The 19,780-nt window shown below is 38.4% G+C and carries 20 protein-coding genes; 14 read left to right on the forward strand and 6 right to left on the reverse strand.

The annotated features are described in order from the left end of the window. Positions 1-139 precede the first annotated feature (139 nt). The 9 genes from pcnB to ACK2M2_RS05020 all read left to right on the forward strand — a co-directional run bounded on the left by pcnB (position 140) and on the right by ACK2M2_RS05020 (position 6,917). On the forward strand, positions 140-1,651 hold the full coding sequence (gene pcnB, locus ACK2M2_RS04980) for a polynucleotide adenylyltransferase PcnB (protein WP_419346374.1): 1,512 nt from the start codon (positions 140-142) through the stop codon (positions 1,649-1,651). Then, on the forward strand, positions 1,648-2,136 hold the full coding sequence (gene folK, locus ACK2M2_RS04985; protein ID WP_409510844.1) for a 2-amino-4-hydroxy-6-hydroxymethyldihydropteridine diphosphokinase: 489 nt from the start codon (positions 1,648-1,650) through the stop codon (positions 2,134-2,136). Before pcnB ends, folK begins: the two co-directional genes overlap by 4 nt. Positions 2,137-2,184: 48 nt before the next feature. After that, a complete protein-coding gene (panB, locus tag ACK2M2_RS04990) occupies positions 2,185-2,994 on the forward strand; it encodes a 3-methyl-2-oxobutanoate hydroxymethyltransferase (RefSeq protein WP_419346375.1) in 810 nt (269 codons plus the stop codon). A 2-nt stretch (positions 2,995-2,996) separates the two neighbouring features. Continuing rightward, positions 2,997-3,845 (forward strand): pantoate--beta-alanine ligase, encoded by an 849-nt coding sequence (panC, locus tag ACK2M2_RS04995; RefSeq protein WP_409510846.1) that lies wholly within the window; start codon positions 2,997-2,999, stop codon positions 3,843-3,845. A gap of 50 nt (positions 3,846-3,895) precedes the next feature. Continuing rightward, positions 3,896-4,747 (forward strand): RNase adapter RapZ, encoded by an 852-nt coding sequence (rapZ, locus tag ACK2M2_RS05000; RefSeq protein WP_419346377.1) that lies wholly within the window; start codon positions 3,896-3,898, stop codon positions 4,745-4,747. Continuing rightward, positions 4,744-5,013, forward strand: coding sequence for an HPr family phosphocarrier protein (locus tag ACK2M2_RS05005; protein WP_409510848.1), 270 nt, complete (start codon positions 4,744-4,746; stop codon positions 5,011-5,013). Before rapZ ends, ACK2M2_RS05005 begins: the two co-directional genes overlap by 4 nt. 2 nt (positions 5,014-5,015) lie before the next feature. Beyond that, on the forward strand, positions 5,016-5,555 hold the full coding sequence (yjgA, locus tag ACK2M2_RS05010) for a ribosome biogenesis factor YjgA (protein WP_409510849.1): 540 nt from the start codon (positions 5,016-5,018) through the stop codon (positions 5,553-5,555). 163 nt (positions 5,556-5,718) lie between these two features. Next, positions 5,719-6,189 (forward strand): OmpA family protein, encoded by a 471-nt coding sequence (locus ACK2M2_RS05015; protein WP_419346379.1) that lies wholly within the window; start codon positions 5,719-5,721, stop codon positions 6,187-6,189. A gap of 227 nt (positions 6,190-6,416) precedes the next feature. After that, positions 6,417-6,917 carry a cysteine peptidase family C39 domain-containing protein gene (locus tag ACK2M2_RS05020; protein ID WP_419346380.1) on the forward strand — a complete coding sequence of 167 codons (501 nt, stop codon included), beginning with the start codon at positions 6,417-6,419 and terminating at the stop codon, positions 6,915-6,917. A 96-nt stretch (positions 6,918-7,013) separates the two neighbouring features. Here ACK2M2_RS05020 and ACK2M2_RS05025 read toward each other — a convergent pair whose 3' ends face one another. From ACK2M2_RS05025 to ACK2M2_RS05040, 4 genes are all read right to left on the reverse strand, one after another. Next, positions 7,014-8,219, reverse strand: a complete 1,206-nt coding sequence (locus ACK2M2_RS05025) for an RtcB family protein (protein WP_409510852.1) — start codon at positions 8,217-8,219, stop codon at positions 7,014-7,016. 427 nt (positions 8,220-8,646) lie between these two features. Then, positions 8,647-10,110 carry an amino acid permease gene (locus ACK2M2_RS05030; protein ID WP_419346382.1) on the reverse strand — a complete coding sequence of 488 codons (1,464 nt, stop codon included), beginning with the start codon at positions 10,108-10,110 and terminating at the stop codon, positions 8,647-8,649. 2 nt (positions 10,111-10,112) lie between these two features. Then, positions 10,113-11,144, reverse strand: a complete 1,032-nt coding sequence (locus ACK2M2_RS05035; RefSeq protein ID WP_409510854.1) for a methyltransferase — start codon at positions 11,142-11,144, stop codon at positions 10,113-10,115. A gap of 72 nt (positions 11,145-11,216) precedes the next feature. After that, on the reverse strand, positions 11,217-12,590 hold the full coding sequence (locus ACK2M2_RS05040) for a uracil-xanthine permease family protein (RefSeq protein WP_409510929.1): 1,374 nt from the start codon (positions 12,588-12,590) through the stop codon (positions 11,217-11,219). A 173-nt stretch (positions 12,591-12,763) separates the two neighbouring features. Here ACK2M2_RS05040 and typA point away from each other — a divergent pair, with 173 nt between their 5' ends. The 4 genes from typA to ACK2M2_RS05060 all read left to right on the forward strand — a co-directional run bounded on the left by typA (position 12,764) and on the right by ACK2M2_RS05060 (position 16,914). Next, positions 12,764-14,602 (forward strand): translational GTPase TypA, encoded by a 1,839-nt coding sequence (gene typA, locus ACK2M2_RS05045; RefSeq protein WP_409510855.1) that lies wholly within the window; start codon positions 12,764-12,766, stop codon positions 14,600-14,602. 243 nt (positions 14,603-14,845) lie between these two features. After that, on the forward strand, positions 14,846-15,271 hold the full coding sequence (gene mscL / locus ACK2M2_RS05050) for a large conductance mechanosensitive channel protein MscL (protein WP_409510856.1): 426 nt from the start codon (positions 14,846-14,848) through the stop codon (positions 15,269-15,271). A 130-nt stretch (positions 15,272-15,401) separates the two neighbouring features. Beyond that, positions 15,402-15,983 (forward strand): hypothetical protein, encoded by a 582-nt coding sequence (locus ACK2M2_RS05055; RefSeq protein ID WP_409510857.1) that lies wholly within the window; start codon positions 15,402-15,404, stop codon positions 15,981-15,983. Between the two features lie 10 nt (positions 15,984-15,993). Further along, entirely contained in the window at positions 15,994-16,914 is a 921-nt protein-coding gene (locus ACK2M2_RS05060) for a hypothetical protein (protein WP_409510858.1), read from the forward strand. Here the strand turns inward: ACK2M2_RS05060 and ACK2M2_RS05065 are convergent. Both ACK2M2_RS05065 and mutM read right to left on the reverse strand, forming a co-directional pair. After that, on the reverse strand, positions 16,911-17,195 hold the full coding sequence (locus tag ACK2M2_RS05065; protein ID WP_409510859.1) for a peptidylprolyl isomerase: 285 nt from the start codon (positions 17,193-17,195) through the stop codon (positions 16,911-16,913). The genes ACK2M2_RS05060 and ACK2M2_RS05065 overlap by 4 nt on opposite strands. Then, positions 17,192-18,049, reverse strand: a complete 858-nt coding sequence (gene mutM / locus ACK2M2_RS05070) for a bifunctional DNA-formamidopyrimidine glycosylase/DNA-(apurinic or apyrimidinic site) lyase (RefSeq protein ID WP_409510860.1) — start codon at positions 18,047-18,049, stop codon at positions 17,192-17,194. The genes ACK2M2_RS05065 and mutM overlap by 4 nt, the downstream gene beginning before the upstream one ends. Positions 18,050-18,479: 430 nt before the next feature. Between mutM and ACK2M2_RS05075 the strand changes: the two genes are divergently transcribed. Beyond that, the gene (locus tag ACK2M2_RS05075) at positions 18,480-19,775 is read left to right on the forward strand and encodes a carbohydrate porin (protein WP_419346385.1); all 1,296 of its coding nucleotides are present in this window, start codon (positions 18,480-18,482) and stop codon (positions 19,773-19,775) included. Positions 19,776-19,780 lie beyond the last annotated feature (5 nt).

Consider the following 19,780-nt stretch of genomic DNA (forward strand, 5'->3'; position numbering starts at 1 on the left):
TATTTACCTTTTATCTTGATGTGAAATAATCATCAACTTAACGCATCGAATGGGGGATAATAAATTGCCCTTTGGTTGTGTAAGCGATATGATTGGCATAATGATTATATTTACGTCCTGACCTGGGAGACAGCGTCTTTTGCAAACTTTGCATGCGTCCAAGTGTGGATTATCCACCGCTCAATTACCTTCTTCAATTTTAGATGTTATTGACTCCTTAACCAAAGCCGGCTATGAAGCATATATTGTCGGCGGTGGTGTGCGTGACTTAATGCTCGGTTTAAATCCTAAGGATTTCGATGCCGTTACCAATGCAACGCCGAATCAGGTCAAAGAAGTATTTGGTCGCCGTTGTCGAATTATCGGTCGTCGTTTTGAATTGGCTCATGTATATTCGGGTCGAGAACTGATTGAAGTTGCAACCTTCCGAGCACCACCGAAAAAAGCGGTGACCTCTGCTGCGGGTATGATTTTACGCGATAATAATTGGGGTACAATTGAAGAGGATTTCGTACGCCGAGATTTTTCAATCAATGCGATGTACTACCAACCACGTAAAGGTGAAGTGCTAGATTTTTGTAACGCGATTACAGATATAAAAGAAAAAACTTTACGCCTTCTTGGTGATCCTGCTCTGCGTTTTGAAGAAGATCCAGTTCGTATGCTACGAACTTTGCGTTTTTCAGCTAAGCTCAATTTCAGTATTGATCCTGCCATTCTTAAAGTGTTTACTCCACAAATGACGGAACTACTGCGTGATGTATCACCGCACCGTTTATATGATGAGTCACAAAAATTATTCACCATGGGACATTTACATCGTGTGATGCCTATGTTGATTGAATTTGGCATTTGGCAACAATTGTTTGCTGAATTTCCACCTGTCATTACCACATTTATGGAACGCGCGGCTAAAAATACAGATCAACGTATTCAGATGGGTAAAACCATCAACCCAGCATTTTTCTATGCGGTGTTGTTGTGGAAACCATTTTTAGAGCGTTGTGAAGCACATCTTGCTAAAGGTATGGTTCCTGCTGAAGCGCGTGCGCAAGCTGGCTTAGATGTTCTTAAACGTCAAGCAACACGTACGATTATTCCACGGTTTGCTGAAACGTTTATTCGTGAAGTTTGGGAAATGCAAACACGTTTGTTGAATCCTAAACCACAGCAAATTGCGGCATTATCGAATCATGCACGTTTCCGTGCAGGTTTTGACTTCCTATTGTTGCGTGAAAAGTCAGGCGATGAAACAGCTCAAGGTATGGGTACTTGGTGGGATGCTTACCAAAATATGTCTGCCGATGAAAAAGAACGTGCGATTAGTCAATACAATCGTCAACGTGCTAAGAGTCGTCGTAAAGCAACAACAGAAGCTGTGGTTGAAGAACCAAAGCAAGTGTCTGCTGAAATTGAACCCTTAGTAAAAGAAAGCGAAGCTCGTACTCGTCGCTCACGTAAAACCTCTTCAGAGCGTGATGGTCGAGATCAGCGTGGTACATATGATTCACGTAGCCGTAATGATGCGCGTGGTGGCAGTAATGCACGTGTCCAAAGTAATCCGAATGAAATCAATGCAGATCATCCGATTATGAAACGTAGACGGGTACAGCGTGATTTAACACAGGTGGTCTTTGGACCGACTCAATGAGCATCGTCACTTATATTGGTATGGGTAGTAATCTTGGTGATTCTGCTCAAATTCTCAAAGAGGCTGTTGCGCAGTTAGCGACGCTCGGTACAGTTAGTGTCTCAAGGTTATATCAAAGTCCCCCAATGGGACCACAAGATCAACCGAATTATCATAATGCAGTTGCTCGTTTAGTGACTGATCTTGAGCCATTGTTATTACTTGATGAATTACAACGATTTGAACTTGAATCTGGGCGTGTACGTTTACGTCATTGGGGAGAGCGTACACTCGATTTAGATATTTTGCTTTATGGCGAAAAAAATATTATAAATGATCGGCTCACGGTACCGCATGTTGGTATTCTTGAGCGTGATTTTGTGGTGATTCCTTTATTGGATTTAGATGCCGAACTTCAAATAAATGGTATCGCACTGCATAGTCTAGATCTAGTACAGCAGTCAACCCTGACTGTACTCGAAGGTTCGTCTTGGGCACAACATTAATCAAATGTTGTATAACCGAGCAGCACGCATTGATAGAGGATGATTGTCATGATTAGTCTAAGTGATTTAAGACAATTTAAGCAGCAAGGGCGTAAGTTTTCATGTCTGACTTGTTATGATGCAAGTATGGCAAAAGCAATGGAACTTGCTGAAATTGACAGTATTTTAATTGGTGACTCGTTGGGTATGGTCGTGCAAGGGCATGATTCAACCTTACCTGTCACTGTAGCCGATATGGCATATCACACTGCGGCTGTACGTCGTGGCAATCAACATTCATTTATTATGTGTGATTTGCCTTTTATGAGCTATGCGACTCTGAATGATGCATTAGTGAACTCTCGTACTGTTATGCAGGCGGGTGCACAAATGATTAAAATTGAGGGTGGTGCATGGCTGTCTGAAACAGTACAAGTTTTGACCCGTAATGGTGTGCCAGTTTGTGTACATTTAGGCTTAACACCGCAGTCTGTACATGTATTTGGTGGTTATAAGTTACAAGCAAAAACACGTGAAGCGGCTGATCAATTAATTGCAGATTGTAAAGCTGTGGTAGATGCAGGCGCAGCAATTTTATTACTTGAATGTGTGCCTTCACAACTTGGTTCAGAAATTGCTGCGTTATTTCCAAATGTTCCTGTGATTGGTATTGGTGCAGGCGTTGAAACAGACGGTCAGGTGCTTGTCGTTCAAGATATGCTTGGATTAACCTTTGGTCGTGTGGCACGTTTTGTGCGTAATTTTATGAAAGAGCAGTCTGGTGAAATGGCAATTATGGATGCATTTAAGGCATACCACGTTGCAGTACAAGAGAAAACATTCCCTGCAAAAGAACATATATTTCAGGTTGAGCTGTAAACATGAAAACTGAAACAACAATTCAAGGTTTATCTGCATCATTAAATCCTGCACGTTCAGCACGAAAAACGATTGGTTTTGTGCCAACAATGGGGAATTTACATCAAGGTCATTTAAATCTTGTACGTGAAGCACGCAAGCTGTGTGATGTGGTTGTCGTCAGTATTTTTGTCAATCCAATCCAGTTTGGGCCAAATGAAGATTTTGATAACTATCCACGTACTTTAGAACATGACAGTCATCTACTTGCAGAAGTGGGTTGTGATATTGTTTTTGCACCAACAGTTGAGCAAATGTACGGTAAACAGCCTCGTTTGACCAATATTAGCGTGGGCGAAATCACCAATGATTTGTGTGGTTTGCAACGCCCAGGTCATTTTGATGGCGTGGCTGTGGTGGTGACTAAGTTATTCAATATTGTGCAACCTAACTTTGCATTTTTTGGGCAAAAAGATTTTCAACAATTGGCTGTGATTAAACAGTTGGTTCGTGATTTGAATATGCCGTTAGAAGTCATTGGTGTGCCGATTGCACGTGCAGAAGATGGTTTAGCTTTAAGTTCTCGTAACGGTTATTTAACCGAACAAGAACGTCAAACTGCACCTGTGATTCATCAATCATTAAAAGTGGCTGAAAAAGCATTACAGGGTGGAACAGCACTTGATCTAAGCCTTGAGCAAATTCGTGCGGCATTGACTCAAGCAGGTCTTGTTGTCGACTACATTGAAGCACGTACGCCTATGTTACAAAAGGTGGCTCAGTTTGATCAGGATGTTATCTTGTTTGTCGCTGCAAAATTAGGTAAAACACGTTTAATTGATAATCTACAGGTTAAACACTCTGTAGGATAATAAATGCAGTTAATTTAACTGTTAAATCACTATTTTAGGATCGCTATGCCATGAAGCGTATACTTATCGTGACAGGACAATCAGGTTCAGGGAAATCATCTGCATTGCAGGTGTTAGAAGATCTTGGTTATTACTGTATTGATAATTTACCTTTGGCATTGCTACCTGAAATTGTGGAAAAACTCGATAAAGAAAATAATCTTGAGCAACTCGCACTTGGTGTAGATGTGCGCAGTACACGAGCAGATTTACAAGAATTTGACCATGTATTCCAAGTATTACAAAGACATGGCTCAGTCGATGTCATTTATTTGACCACACGAGATCAAGAGCTGATTGCACGATTTAGTGCATCTAGACGACCACATCCATTGTCTGTACGTTATCAAAGCTTAAACGAATGTATTCAAGAAGAAAAAACTTTACTCTTGCCTATTCAACTTCGAGCAACGGTACATATTGATACTACCGACAAAAGTGTACATGATTTAAAAGATACGCTGTTGTCGAAACTCGGACAGTCCGATAAACTGATCTTAATTCTGCAATCATTTGGTTATAAACACGGCATTCCATTAGATGCTGATTTTGTCTTTGATGTTCGACATTTACCTAATCCACATTGGGATTTGGAGTTGCGAAAATTTTCGGGTTTAGATGAGCCAATTCAAAATTTTTTACAATCGAGTGATCAAGCCAATGAGATGTATCAGGATATTTACTCTTTTTTAAATAAGTGGTTGCCTGCATTTGCAGAAGGGCATCGTCATTATATAACGGTGTCCATTGGATGTACGGGTGGACAGCATCGTTCTGTTTATATTGTCGATAGATTACAGAAGGCTTTACAAGCTGAATGGTCTGTTCAGGTCTTACACAGGGAAATGAAGCACTGGTCATGATTGATACAACAGTTGACGTAATTAATAAATTAGGGTTACATGCGCGTGCATCAGGAAAGCTGATTGAAGTCACGACCCAATTTCGTTCATCGATTCAAATTGGGAAGGATGATAAATTGGTCGATGCCAAGAATATTCTTTCTTTACTCATGCTTGGAGCAGGTAAGGGAACCACTTTGCGTTTAGTGATTGAAGGTCCAGATGAGGAAAAAGCACTCTCTGAAGTTCAGGCACTTTTCGCTGCAAAATTTTATGAGGCAGATTAATCGTGGCACGTCGTACGCAACGTTTTACTGAAGATGACTTTGAATCTTTAGAAGGGCGTGCAAGTAAAACTGAACAAAAGAAAGCTGTGCAACGCATGGCTGCTTTAGGTGAACAACTTGCAGAGCTATCTAAAAAACAAATTTTAGCCTTACCGGTTGAAGAACGTTTGATTGAAGCTTTGCTTGATGTTCAATTGATTAGCTCACATGAAGCACGTCGTCGCCAATTTTTACGTATTGGTAAATTATTACGTAATGAAAATGAGACGGTAATTTTATCTTATTTGACACCAAAACAGGGTGCAAAGAAGACGGCACAATTATTACGTTGGGTTGATCGTATTGTGGCTCAGGGTGATCCTGCAATTAAAGAGTTTATTAAGACTTATAATGCTGCAGAGCATCATGCGATTCGTCAGCATAGCTTGCGTATTATTCGTGATATTAAGCAAGAAAAATCTGCTGAAGTGATCGCTGAGTCAAAGTTGAATTTATTTAACTATGCGCAGCAAGTGGCTTTGATCTCTGAAAATAGTAAATAAATTTGATGTATTTAATTAAGCGACTTCGGTCGCTTTTTTAATGTCTGCTATTTCATCGGTCTGAGCATTAAATAGATTGCTATAATTAAAATATGTGACTAAAATCACATTATTATTTATAAATGAATAATTTTTCACACATAATAATTTAGAGTAATTAGAAATGATAAAATTTATATTGCCTGTTTTAATAGGGGGAAGTGTTGGGTTGGTTGGATGTTCATCTACAAATTCAGTTTCAAAAGTTACTGTACCTGTAGTTGCAGACCAAAGTCAGCTTTTGGTGAATGAGCTTAAAAAAGGCTTATCTTTATATTTTGGAAATAATTCAGCAACAGTTGAAGATAAGTATGATATTTACCTTGCAGCAGCCTCTCAATTTTTGAAAAAAGATATGGGGTATGTTTTAGTTTTACAAGGGTTTACGGATAGCAGTGGTGGAAGTGCAACGAATAAACGTATCTCCTTGGAGAGAGCAAATGCGGTACGTAATCAAATGATTCGAGAGTATGGAGCTAATCCATCACAGATTATTGCAAGTGGTTTAGGTTCTGCACAACCGATTGCGAGCAATGCAACATCTGAAGGTCGTGCTAAAAATAGACGTGTAACAGCAACATTGAGACTACGGTAAAGATTTATTTTTCAGCAGACTTTTAGTGTATGTAACGTCATTCAGACTCCAGACTGACTGGCGTTATTTTTTAGTAAATAAGTTATGAAATTTGAACTTTAGATTAGATTTATAAGTGATTAAGACTAGAAGCGATAAAAATTTTATCGCAAAGTACTTCAATTTTTTTATATTTAGATCGAATATAATACTGATAACTTCATTAAAATAGTATGTTGACCTGAATTATGGATATTCCAAAACAGTTGCAAGATTTACCTGCCAATGGTGGACTTTATGCGATTTGGATGTTGTTTCAACATTATGAGGTTGATCTTGAAATAACAGATCTTGTTCAGCTGTGTCGCCATACTGAGGATGAGGGAACTTCAACCATTAGTCTTGCTGTTGCATTAAAACAACTTGGTCTACATGTTTCCTTTTATACAGATCCTGATTCTGATTTACAGCCGACGGAACAATGGTTTTATCAAAAAGCTGCAGAGATGAGTATTCCTGTTCAAGCTGCAATTGAATATGCTCAAATCTTACAAGCAATTGAGCAAGGTAAATTTGTGATTGTGTATTACGATACTTTAGATGGTGTTGGCAATCATTCTCTTATTTATTCAGCTGACTCAGAAGAAGTCTGTTTCTTTGATAGTTTTGATGCGATGCCGATAGCAGTTTTTGAGCAACAACGCCAAGCTGAGGGTATTTGTCGTCAAGTGATTATTATTGGTGAATAAAAACTATTGCTAAATAAAAAATTAGTCCATCTCGAATTGACATCAAGATGGACTTGCTGAGGTTAGGTTTTAAAATTGAATTTTAAACTGAAGTACTTAACCTTTAATACAAAGAACTTGTTTTAAGGTATGTACAACTTCAATTAAATCACTTTGATTTGCCATAACTTGATGAATGTCCTTGTAAGCACTTGGAATTTCATCAACAACACCTTTGTCTTTGCGACATTCAATACCTTCGGTTTGAGCAATTAAATCTTGTTGATTAAACAGATTTTTTGCCTTAGTTCGACTCATTTTTCGTCCTGCACCATGAGAGCATGAGCAAAATGAATCAGGATTTCCTTTACCTTTGACAATAAAGGATTGAGCACCCATTGAACCAGGAATAATGCCGTATTCATCGAGTCCTGCACGAATTGCACCTTTACGGGTAACAAAAACCTCTTCACCGAAATGAAGTTCTTTTTGCACATAATTATGGTGGCAATTTATCGCTTCCTTGGTCATTTGAAAACTTGGTAATAATGGACGAATGGCTTCTAAAATCAAACGCATCATTTCACGACGATTTTCATAAGCATATTCTTGTGCCCATTCGACAGCTTCAAAATAATCATCAAAACTAATGGAACCTTCGGCAAAATAGCTTAAGTCTTTATCAGGAGCATGCCCAAAACGACTTTGTGCTTCTTTCTTAGCACGTTCAATAAAATAAGTACCAATCACATTGCCAAGCCCTCTACTGCCTGAATGTAACATGACCCAAACATCGTTCTGTTCATCTAAGCAAAGTTCAATAAAGTGATTACCACCGCCTAAAGTACCAAGTTGTTTTTGCCATGTAGAATCAAAATTTCGCAACATGCGCTTTAAAGCAGGGTGCTTATCTGTAATCAATTTCAGTTTTTTATCGAGTGGTGAAAGTGTTGATGCTTTGGCTTTCACTTGTTTATGAAGTTCAAAACCGACGGGCACTTTACGCTCAATCGCATTACGCAATGTGCTTAAATTATCAGGCAGTTGCGATGCTTTTAGGCTCAAGCGTAGAGCATTCATACCACAACCAATATCGACACCAACTGCAGCAGGAATAATCGCATTTTTAGTAGGAATAACACTTCCTACTGTTGCACCTTTACCGACATGAACATCGGGCATGACCGCAATGTGTGAGTGAATAAACTGTAATTGCGACATTTTACCTAACTGGGTCAGGCTTTCTGCATCGACATCCTGAGTGAAAATTTTTACTGGAACGCCATATTCAGCTTTGGCGTTTAAAATCATTTGTATAGCCATGATGTGCTCATATCTTTTATTGTATTTTTTGTCCGAATTTAGGTGAATTGCTCAAGTCTATATTTGATGAGGCGTAAAAAAACCTAGCGAATGCTAGGTTTAAATTCTTTGCATTCGGACACTGTTGTTTAGTACAAGCAGTTGTCCGTGAGTTGACATCTGCCTGATTACGTTGTGATTTCCAATTTTGGCATGATGTACTCCTTCTAAAAGATTAACGATGACTGAGCTATTTTAGTCAGTGTTGCGTATTTTATGCGGAAATTTTAAACAGTCAAGTAGTCAGGTTAAAATAAATGGATAATTTTTAATGATGAAATTGATGACTTATAATTCAATTTTGATGTAAATCATTATTTAAAAAGTAATAATATAAAAATAGGTAGCTGATGAGCTACCTATTTAGAAATATATTTGAAGAGAAAAATTATTCTTTTTCTACTTCCATCGGTTGTACATCCATTTTTTCATAAGGAATCAGCTTAGTTTTATGTTTCCATTTATAACCGAGCCAAATCGCAAGGAATAACGGCAAGCTAATATAGGTTGAAATTACGGCCATCCAATCACCCGCAAGTACCGCTTGATAGTTCTGCCCCAAGACCACAATGGCGCACAGAATAAATGCAAACCAAGGTGCAAATGGGAAGAATTTGGCAGTATAAGCAAGATCTTCAAGTTTGTTGCCTTGAGCTAAGTAGCCTTTGCGGAAACGGTAGTGCGAAATTGCAATGCCTAACCAAACAATAAAACCACACATTCCCGACATGTTAAGCAACCATGTGAAAACTTGTTGCTCACCAATAAATGTCGTTAAGAAACATAGTGCTGCAATTGCTGTTGTCGCATACAAAGCATTCATTGGAACGCCACGTACATCAAGTTTTGCAAAAGTTTTAGGCGCACTACCGTTTTTCGCCATATTCCACAACATACGTGTAGATGAGTACATGCCAGAGTTACCTGCAGATAAAATAGCAGTTAAAATCACGGCATTCATTAGACCAGCTGCGAATGCAAGACCCGCTTTTTCATACAACAATGTAAATGGTGAGAGGGTGATGTTGCCATCGCCTTCAGCCGCCAATGCAAGGTTTGGATCAGTATAAGCGACCAGTGTGCCAATAATGAAAATACATAGAATATAGAATAAAAGGATTCGCCAAAAAATTTGCTTAATCGCAATAGGAATGGTTTTCTTCGGATCTTTAGATTCACCCGCAGCAACCCCAACCATTTCTGTGCCTTGGAAAGAGAATCCGGCAATCATGGCAACACCAATGAGCGCATTGAAACCACCAACAAATGGCGCTTCAGCAATCGTCCAGTTTTTAGTGATAGATTGCATTGGATCAAGCATGATTTTACCAATCGTGTATAAGCCAATAATAATAAAGAAAATAATGGCAACAACTTTAACCAAAGAGAATAAAAATTCACTTTCACCAAAGCCTTTTACAGTGAGTGCATTAATAAAGAAAATAACTGCAAGGAACAGTGCACTCCACCAAAAACCAGGAACATCTGGAAACCAAAACTTCATGATGAACTGCACTGCAACTAATTCAAAAGCGACCGTAATTGCCCAGTTATACCAATAGTTCCAACCAAGGGCAAAACCAAAGCCACCTTCGACATATTTTGTACCGTAGGTAAAAAATGCACCTGAAGTAGGGTTGTGCGTTGCCAGTTCACCAAGGCTCGTCATGAGGAAATAAATCATGATACCAATAAGTGCATAAGCAAGTAATGCACCGCCAGGTCCTGCAGTGGCAATGGTTTGACCTGATGCTAAAAATAATCCAGTGCCAATGGAACCGCCAATGGCGATCATGTTGAGATGTCTAGCGCCAAGCTTACGCTTAAGCTGTTGATGATCTGTTTCGCTCATCTTCATTCCTTAATATTTTTTTGAGTGTTGGCGAACAGCACTTTAAAGCCTTGTTGATCTGCTTTGGTCGTACAATGTTTAAAACTTTGCTCGATCAGTAATGGGTAATTCAGGAAGCGGTTTGCCACAATCCAAAGTTCTCCTCCTGATTTTAAATGGCGTCGTGATGTTTTACATAAATTTTCACTGGCATTGTAATCAGTTTGAATTCCTTGGTGGAATGGAGGGTTACTGACGATCGCATGCAAAAACAATGGCGCATCTTCAATCCCTGTAACGGCTTTAACTTCGAGTTGTTCTAATGGTAAATTATTTTTTTCAAACGTCATTTGAGTTGATGCTAAAGCAAAAGCATCAACATCTAAAGCAAAAATACGATTCTTTGGATTTAATTTACTTAAATAAGCACTGATCACGCCTGCTCCACAACCGAAATCAGCAATTTTACCCGCAGTTACTTGCGATAAATAAGGTAAAAGTACCGCAGTGCCAATATCTAAGCGATTTTGGCTAAAAACACCAGGCAAAGAACAAATTGTCAAATCACCATTTGGTGTAGCTACCGTATATTGCTGTGCCCAATCTGCAAGTGGTTTGGCTTTCACTGTAGTTTCGAGGCTGACTTGCCACATTTGACAGTGACGTGCGCTATCCAATTTTACTGCTTGACCATACGGTTGCAGTTGTTTAGCAGCACGTTCAACGCCAGCTTTCTTTTCTCCAACAAGGAAAATAGATGCACCTTGTACTAAGCGGCTTGCGACATTATGTAAAATATAATTGAGCAATTCTTTTGATTTTGGAACAAAAATGACAGCCTGATCAAAATCTTGTTCAGGCAGCAGGGTGCCAAAATGGACAGTTGCTGAGCGTTGTTGGAAATACTGAAGATCGTTGTAATTCCACGTCCATACAGCAGGTTCGATGTCCTGTGCTAAGTTGCTCAGTAAATCATCTGTTGGTGCATTAATGAATAATACACGCCCGGAAAGATAGTCATGCTGACGAATGACGACTTCACTTTTTGGCTCCATATTTGGCATCCATGAGTAAAATTTAGGACAATAATGCCCAGACTAAGCTGGGCATTATAAAGAAAACTTGACTTATTTTTTAGTCGCAGGCAATACGATGTTGAGAATCAATGCAGTTAATCCACCTGTTGCAACACCTGAGCTGAAAATATTACGTGCAAGCTCTGGTAAGTGCTCCAAAATTTGAGGAACTTGTGCAACACCTAAGCCTAATGCCAATGAAATTGCAATGATCAATAGAGCGCGGCGATCTAATTGAACACCCGATAAAATATTGATTCCTGATGCAGCAACCGCACCAAACATCACCATGACAGCACCACCAAGGACGGCTTGAGGCACAGCTTGAATTACACCTGATACAGCAGGAAATAGTCCTAGAACCACCAACATGATGGCAATCCAAATACCCACATAACGGCTTGCAACACCTGTCAATTGAATTACACCATTATTTTGTGCAAATACTGAGCTTGGGAAAGTGTTGAAAATACCTGCGAGGAATGAGTTCGCACCATTCACCAACACACCACCTTTAATACGCTCCATCCAAACAGGACCATCTACAGGTTGATTGGAAATTTTAGAGGTTGCAGTGACATCACCAATCGCTTCCAAAGAAGTCACAAGGTAAATAAATGCCATTGGAATAAACAAACTCCAAGAGAAGCTAATACCAAAATGCATTGGAGTTGGAATTTGGATAAAAGGCGCATCTTTTAAACCTGAAAAGTTTAAATAGCCCATATAGCCTGCCAATGCATAGCCAATGATTAATGCGATTAAGATTGCAGAACTTTTTACCCAAACAATTTTGACACGGTTGAGTAAAATAATAATGCCAAGTACAGTACATGACATGATTAGATTATCGGCACTTGCAAAAGTTTTATCTCCCATTGCCTGATAACCACCACCCATACTGATCAAACCTTCTTTAATCAGGGTCAAACCAATCAATAGTACAACAATACCTGTAACCAAAGGCGTAATGAGCTTTTTAACCCAAGGCAAAATGCGCGAAACGCCCATTTCAATAAATGAACCCGCAATGACTACACCAAAAATGGCAGACATCACCGCTTCTACAGGAGTGCCAGCGGCAACCATTGCAGAGCCAATTCCAATAATAGGACCAATAAAGTTGAAACTTGTGCCTTGGACAATGAGTAAGCCTGCGCCAAAAGGACCGACTTTTTTACATTGTAAATAGGTTGCGATACCTGAAATCACCAATGACATTGATAAAATCATGTTGGTATCTTGTGCTGAAACACCGAGTGCCAAACAAATTAAAAGTCCTGGTGTAACAATTGGGACAATAATTGCAAGCAAATGTTGCAGTGCTGCAAAAAAAGCAATGATTGGTTTTGGACGATCATTTAGAGCATAAACAAGATCAATAGACGCTTGTTCTTGCTCCGGAGAGTGGTTTAAATCAGACATGAGATAGGAAAGAATGCGGCAAGGTGGTGTCATTCTAATCTCTTTACACTCCTTTACAAAAGAAAAAGCGAACTGTTGGAGAAAAAACTTGTAACTGTCAATAAACTGTCACTACTAAAATCTATATTTTTTCTGTATAATTTGCCCTCAAACTTTAGGCGTATCGAATTTACATGTCAGATATTAAAACACTCCGTAACATTGCCATCATTGCGCACGTCGATCATGGTAAAACGACTCTTGTCGACAAACTTTTACAACAATCAGGTGCATTAGGTGATCGCGCGGGTGAAATCGAACGTGTGATGGATTCTGGTGCAATTGAAAGTGAACGTGGTATTACCATTCTTGCAAAAAACACTGCAATTAAATGGACTGATGCACGTACAAATACAGAATACCGCATTAACATCGTGGATACCCCAGGACATGCTGACTTCGGTGGTGAAGTTGAACGCGTAATGTCTATGGTTGACTGCGTACTTCTTCTTGTCGATTCTCAAGAAGGTCCAATGCCACAAACTCGTTTCGTAACGCAAAAAGCGTTCGCACGTGGTTTGAAACCAATCGTAATTATTAACAAAGTAGACAAGCCAAGCGCGCGTCCAGATTGGGTAATTGACCAAGTATTCGATTTGTTCGATAACTTAGGCGGTTCTGACGAACAGTTAGACTTCCCAGTTGTTTATGCTTCAGGTCTTCGTGGTGTTGCTGGTCCTTCTCCAGAAGAACTTGCGGAAGATATGACACCATTGTTCCAAACAATTGTAGATATCGTTGAACCACCAGCAGTTGATGTTGATGGTCCATTCCAAATGCAAATTTCTTCACTTGATTACAACAGCTTTGTTGGTGTAATTGGTGTTGGTCGTATTCAACGCGGTTCAGTGAAATTAAACACACCTGTAACTGTAATTGATAAAGAAGGTAAGACGCGTAACGGTCGTATCTTAAAAATCATGGGTTACCATGGTTTAGAACGTATTGATGTTGAATCTGCTCAAGCAGGTGATATCGTATGCATCACAGGTATTGATGAGCTTCATATTTCTGACACTATTTGTGATCCGAAAAATGTTGAAGCTTTGCCACCATTGTCTGTAGATGAACCTACAGTAACCATGACTTTCCAAGTAAACAACTCACCGTTTGCTGGTAAAGAAGGTAAATTCGTTACTTCACGTAACATCCGTGAGCGTCTAGATCGTGAATTGATTCACAACGTAGCATTACGTGTTGAAGATACTGACAGTCCTGACCGTTTTAAAGTATCGGGTCGTGGTGAACTTCACCTTTCAGTTCTTATTGAAAACATGCGTCGTGAAGGCTTCGAAATGGGCGTATCACGTCCACAAGTAATCTTGAAAGAAGTTGACGGCGAAAAGCAAGAACCATACGAAAACGTAACATTTGACGTTGAAGAACAGCACCAAGGTGCTGTAATGGAACAAATGGGTCATCGTAAAGGCGAAATGACCAATATGGAAGTTGACGGTAAAGGTCGTATCCGTATTGAAGCAACTGTTCCTTCACGTGGCTTAATCGGTTTCCGTTCTGAATTCTTGACCATGACTTCTGGTACAGGGATCATGACATCAAGCTTCTCGCATTACGGTCCAATGAAACAAGGTACTGTTGCGAAACGTCAAAACGGTGTGTTGATTTCTATGGTTCAAGGCGTGTGCTTGGGCTATGCATTGTTCACATTGCAAGACCGTGGTCGTCTATTCGCTAAACCTCAGTTAGAAGTTTACGAAGGTATGATCATTGGTATTAACTCTCGTTCAGACGACATGACAGTTAACCCAACTAAAGCGAAACAGTTAACAAACGTACGTGCATCTGGTACAGATGAAGCGTTAACGTTGACTCCAGCTGTTGAATACACACTTGAACAAGCACTTGAATTCATTGAAGATGACGAGTTAGTTGAAGTAACACCTAAGTCAATCCGTATTCGTAAACGTCATTTGACTGAAAACGAACGTAAACGTAACCGTTCAGGTAAATAATCTGAATTGTGAGTTGAAAAACCGCAATCCTGTTTAGGATTGCGGTTTTTTTATGTCTGCCAGTGAGATTGTTTGAATTTAATTTTATTGATGTATGTAAACTAAGCGATTTTTTTTGTAATATTTAAGAAAATAATCTTGGAAAATGAAAAAAACAAAGTAAATTAGACGGAATTGAATAAAAGTATTCTGTATACTTCATCACATAAAAAATTACGCAATAAAACAAGCGTGGAGCAAAATATGAGTATTATTTCGGAATTCAAAGAATTTGCTATAAAAGGCAATATGATGGACTTAGCAATAGGTGTCATCATTGGTGGGGCTTTCAACAAAATTATCGATTCATTGGTTAAAGACATTATCATGCCTTTAATTTCAGTGCTTACTGGTGGTGGTGTTGATTTTACACAAAAATTTGTTGTACTCGGCAATAATCCAGACAACCTAACTTCTTTAGATGCATTAACAAAAGCTGGTGTAAACGTTTTAACATACGGTAATTTTATTACGATTGTATTGAATTTCCTCATTTTAATGTGGGTCGTATTTATTCTTGTGAAAGTGATTAATCGTATCCGTAAACCAGAAGAAGCGGTAGATACAACGCCACCAGATATTGAATTGTTACGTGAAATTCGTGATGAGTTGAAAAATCGCCCACAATAATTTCTTGTAAGATTGATGTGAAATTGAAAACGCTACTATCAGGTAGCGTTTTTTATGTGTAGGATAAAAAAACGATTTATTGGTCGGAAAGATTTCAATTATGGTGAAGCATTTTTTGATTATCACGTGCATGAGTTTACTCTTAGGTTGTACAGAATCAGGACAAAATACGCCTAAACCTGATGTTCAAGAAGAAAAAATAACGCCTATCTCTGCAAGTCAGCCATTAAGTTTTGCCGATATTCCAAATAAAGATACAATATATGAAACGATTGAAACCAATAGTATTGAAGAAAATGAGGCATTAATGGCTCATTTACAAACTGAATTGTTGAAAAATCAGTTTGATTTATTTGAAAAAGACAGCGGTACAAGTTGGTCTGAAAATGATTGTGATCAAAATAAAGTGATAAAAGTCAAAGGTGAGGGTATTCGTTCTTATCGTGGGGTGAGTCAGATCAAAGTCGGGGATGATAAAAAAACTCGACCTGACTTTACACTTTTGGTATTTAGCTTTGATACTGTAGAACTTGCACAGCAAAGTTTTGAAATACTTGATTCAGCAGTGGGATCAGGTCATGGTCTATGTAATGGCAAGACACCTGAACAATTGGTCTTAAATGGGCGAGAAATTTATTATTTTACGACTCGTGCAGAAATGTTTAGAGATTATATCAATAAGTATGCAGAGATCGTAAAAACGTATAGATAGAAAACATTGTATGAAAAATAAAATATTAAAAATTCAAAAGTGTTGTGCGATTTTATTATTGCCGATGTTGTTTAGTGCTTGCCATGCAAAAGTAGAAGTTGATGAACAGTTTGTAAATGAATTCAGCACAGAGATGCAACCTAAAATTAAGTCGATGTGTGAGCTGTTCGTTCAGAAAGCACAAGAAAATGGTTTGTATTTTACTCAAACAATGTTTGGTCAATTTAAATTTGTTGGTTTAAAAGATAAAAAATATCAAATATTAAAGTTTGAAAAACAAAGCTATGAGCCATTAAAACCTGCAAATGTAATTTTAGATATTTCAGGAGATTATATAAAAAATGAAGATGTAATACATCTAGAAAAATCTAAACAAGATAATGAATTTATTGCACAAGATTTAGTTTTAGTGCAAAAGCAGGCAGATCAGTACTTAGTGAATGACTTTGAAAGCGTGGCTCGACAAATCTCATGGAATAATCAATTTGGAAGTGAAGATGGTTTCTTAAAAAGAATAGATTGTACTGAGCAAAGTTATAAAGGATATAGTGGTGAAGAAGAGCAAGCACCATCTTTTCAAGACTTACCAAAACAGTTGAAAACTGTGGTATTAAATGTGCCTTTACATGCTCAGATACATGATGCACAAGATATAACACAAGACTTATTGGACAGTGATGACCCTGAAACACCGATTGAGCAAAGAATAGAAATCAACACATCTGATGCTCGTAAATTATTTAAGCATCAGCAAATTTGCATTATTCAAGGTCATGGAAAACTATGGTCTGGGATGATTGAAGAGCCTAGGCAACCGTTAAGTTCTGCAATTATTTTTGTGTATACTTCTGATCCAAGCGAAAAATTAGGTCCAGTTCGGAAAGGTGATATTATTTCAACCTCTGAAAAAGAATGCCAACAACAAAATTAAAAATCCATACGGAATTTAATTTCCAGTAAATGCCAACCAAATTGACTTTTGATTGGGCCATGTAGTTCGCGTTCAGCAAGGCTAAATACGGCTTTATCAATAGGTGTAACTAATTGTCCTTTTTTCACTTCACCAAGTTCGCCACCTTTTTTGGCAGAAGGACAGGTTGAATGTTGTTTGGCAATTTTAGTGAAATCAGCACCATCGAGAATTTTTTTCTTCAATTGAGATGCAAGTTCTTTATCTTTGACCAAAATATGGCGAACGATTGCGGTTTTCATTGGGCTTTACCTGATAGTTGTTGAGTTTTAGCCACAGTTTTTGGCTTCTTTAACGGTTGGCACGTAGGACAGAAGACGCTTGCACGCTGTCCAAGCTTAAGGTTTTCGAGCGTGGTTTCGCAGTTCACGCACATTTCCCCATTACGACCATAAGCAAGCAAGGTTTGTTGAAAATAGCCATTTTCTCCCATCGCATTGCTGTAGTCACGTAAGGTTGAACCACCCAAATCAATGGCTTGCTTCAAAATTCGTTTAATCTCAATAACAAGTTTTTCAATTTGAATTTTGCTTAAATCTTTCGCAGGTTGGGCAGGGTGAATGCCTAAATTAAATAAACTTTCAGTTGCGTAAATATTTCCGACACCAACCACTACATGATTGTCCATAATGGCAACTTTAATTGCAGTATTTTTAGTTTTTAACTTTGTCGCCAAATAATCTGCATCGAAGGTATCACTTAACGGTTCAGGACCGAGTGTATCGATGAGTTTGGTTTGAGAGTCATCATTAAGCCACAAGATGCAACCAAAACGACGTGGGTCGTGGTAACGTAATTCGATATCTTCAAACTGAATAATAAGATGATCATGTTTACGTCGTTCATCACTTGGTTGACAGAGGCGAAAACTGCCTGACATGCCCAAATGCCACAGCATGGTATCTTGTTCAAACTGTGCAAAAATATATTTTGAACGACGAGATAGACCAATGAGTTTTTGACCCTTAAGTTTGCTAATGTCGTTTGGAATAGCCCAACGCAGTCGAGCATTATGAACCTGTACATTCAGTACTTTTTGATCAAGTAGAGGTTCTAGGCTAACTTTAGTGGTTTCGACTTCGGGTAATTCGGGCATAGTGAACTCAGTATTTAGCACTGCAAAATCATGGATGTATCTATTGTATGCGTTCAATCAATTTCAATAAAGTATCTGTATGGTTGTATTGATAGATAACAGTGCGTGTTTGATGGTGTAAATTTTATGTGAATAATCAATATTTTTATGATAAATATTATCCGAAAAATATAGTGATTAATAAAATACTTTAGGTTATCAATGACTAAGTTGTTGCATAAATAAAAGTTGAATGACTAATAAAAATAAGCAGATAGTGAAAATTTATAAATCGTGTAATTTTCTGATCAATATCATGTATAGCCATGGCAAATTGCCTCGCCCATACCACACTTAGATTCTTGAATTTCGACGTATTTATATTGATTAAGGTATGGAATTGCTTGTATCCAATCTACAAAACGTCATTTATCTTCTTTCGAGTTTTATAATGAATAAATTTATACTTTCTTTATTGGCTATATCGACAACAATGTTGATGACCTCATCTTATGCTGAACAAGCATTTGACCCCAATGCTACAACCATGACAGGGGATTGGAATGGTACACGCACAGAATTAGCGGACAAAGGCATTAAATTTGACGGGGCGATTGCTGTTGATGGTTCGTACTTGGCAGATGGTGGTTTCGATGCTCATCAATCACCGACGTTTGGTACGCAGTTTGGGGTGGGTACAACATTGGATATGAATAAACTTGCGGGTTGGAATGGTGTGACTGTTCGAGCATTAGTAACTGCAAGGCAAGGGCAAAGTACGAGTATTGAAGGTATTCAAGATCCGAATGCACCACAATGGGCAAATTCACAAGCCAATTGGGGACGTGGTAACTCAGGCAGCCGTTTAAGTGAATTATATATTGATAAAAAATTTGATTCAGGTTGGGACGTACGTTTAGGTCGTATGGGCTTAGGAACTGAATTTAATACGATGGCATGTGATTTTCAGGGTAATGCATTTTGTGCTGCACAAATGGGGAAATGGCAAGGCAAGCTTTGGTATAACACACCTGTTTCACAATGGGGTGGACGTGTTAAATATAATTTAACGCCTGAACTGTTCGCTCAAGTTGGTGTATTTGAATATAACCCTGAAAATGCTTTAGAGCGACATGGTTGGAACTTGGACACTGAAAATGCAGATGGTGTAAATGTTCTCAGTGAAGTCGTGTGGTCACCGAAAAAGGGCTTAAGCAATCTACCAGGTAGTTATCGTTTGGGAACTTTGTACAATACGGCTGATGATGCAAAAAATCAGTATAATGTGGCTTATTTAGCAAAATCGGTTGGTGAAGATCGTAGCTATGGCGGTTGGATCGCTTTTGAACAGCAATTGACTTCTACAGGTTCAGGACGTCAAGGTTTACATAGTTTTGGTAATTTTACTTTCCATGACCGTACTACGACTGCGGTATCAGACTCGCAACAATTGGGTCTAAAATATTATGGATTATTTGAAAGTCATCCAAATGATATTTTAGGTTTTGCGATCAATCGTGTGCATATTAATGATCGTTATCGTGACTATACTAATGTCAAGCATCAGCAAAACAATACAACATTACTGAATAAAGATGCGGAGTATAATCTTGAATTAAATTATTCATATTACCCTGCCAAATGGTTAATGTTGCGTCCTTTACTACAGTATGTGGTTTATCCAGGAGCAACTAATCAAGTGGATAATGCACTTGTGATTGGTTTGGGGAGTAAATTTATTTTTTAATTATA

Source organism: Acinetobacter sp. TY1 (assembly GCF_048551395.1).
In the GTDB taxonomy this organism is placed as follows: Bacteria; Pseudomonadota; Gammaproteobacteria; order Pseudomonadales; family Moraxellaceae; genus Acinetobacter.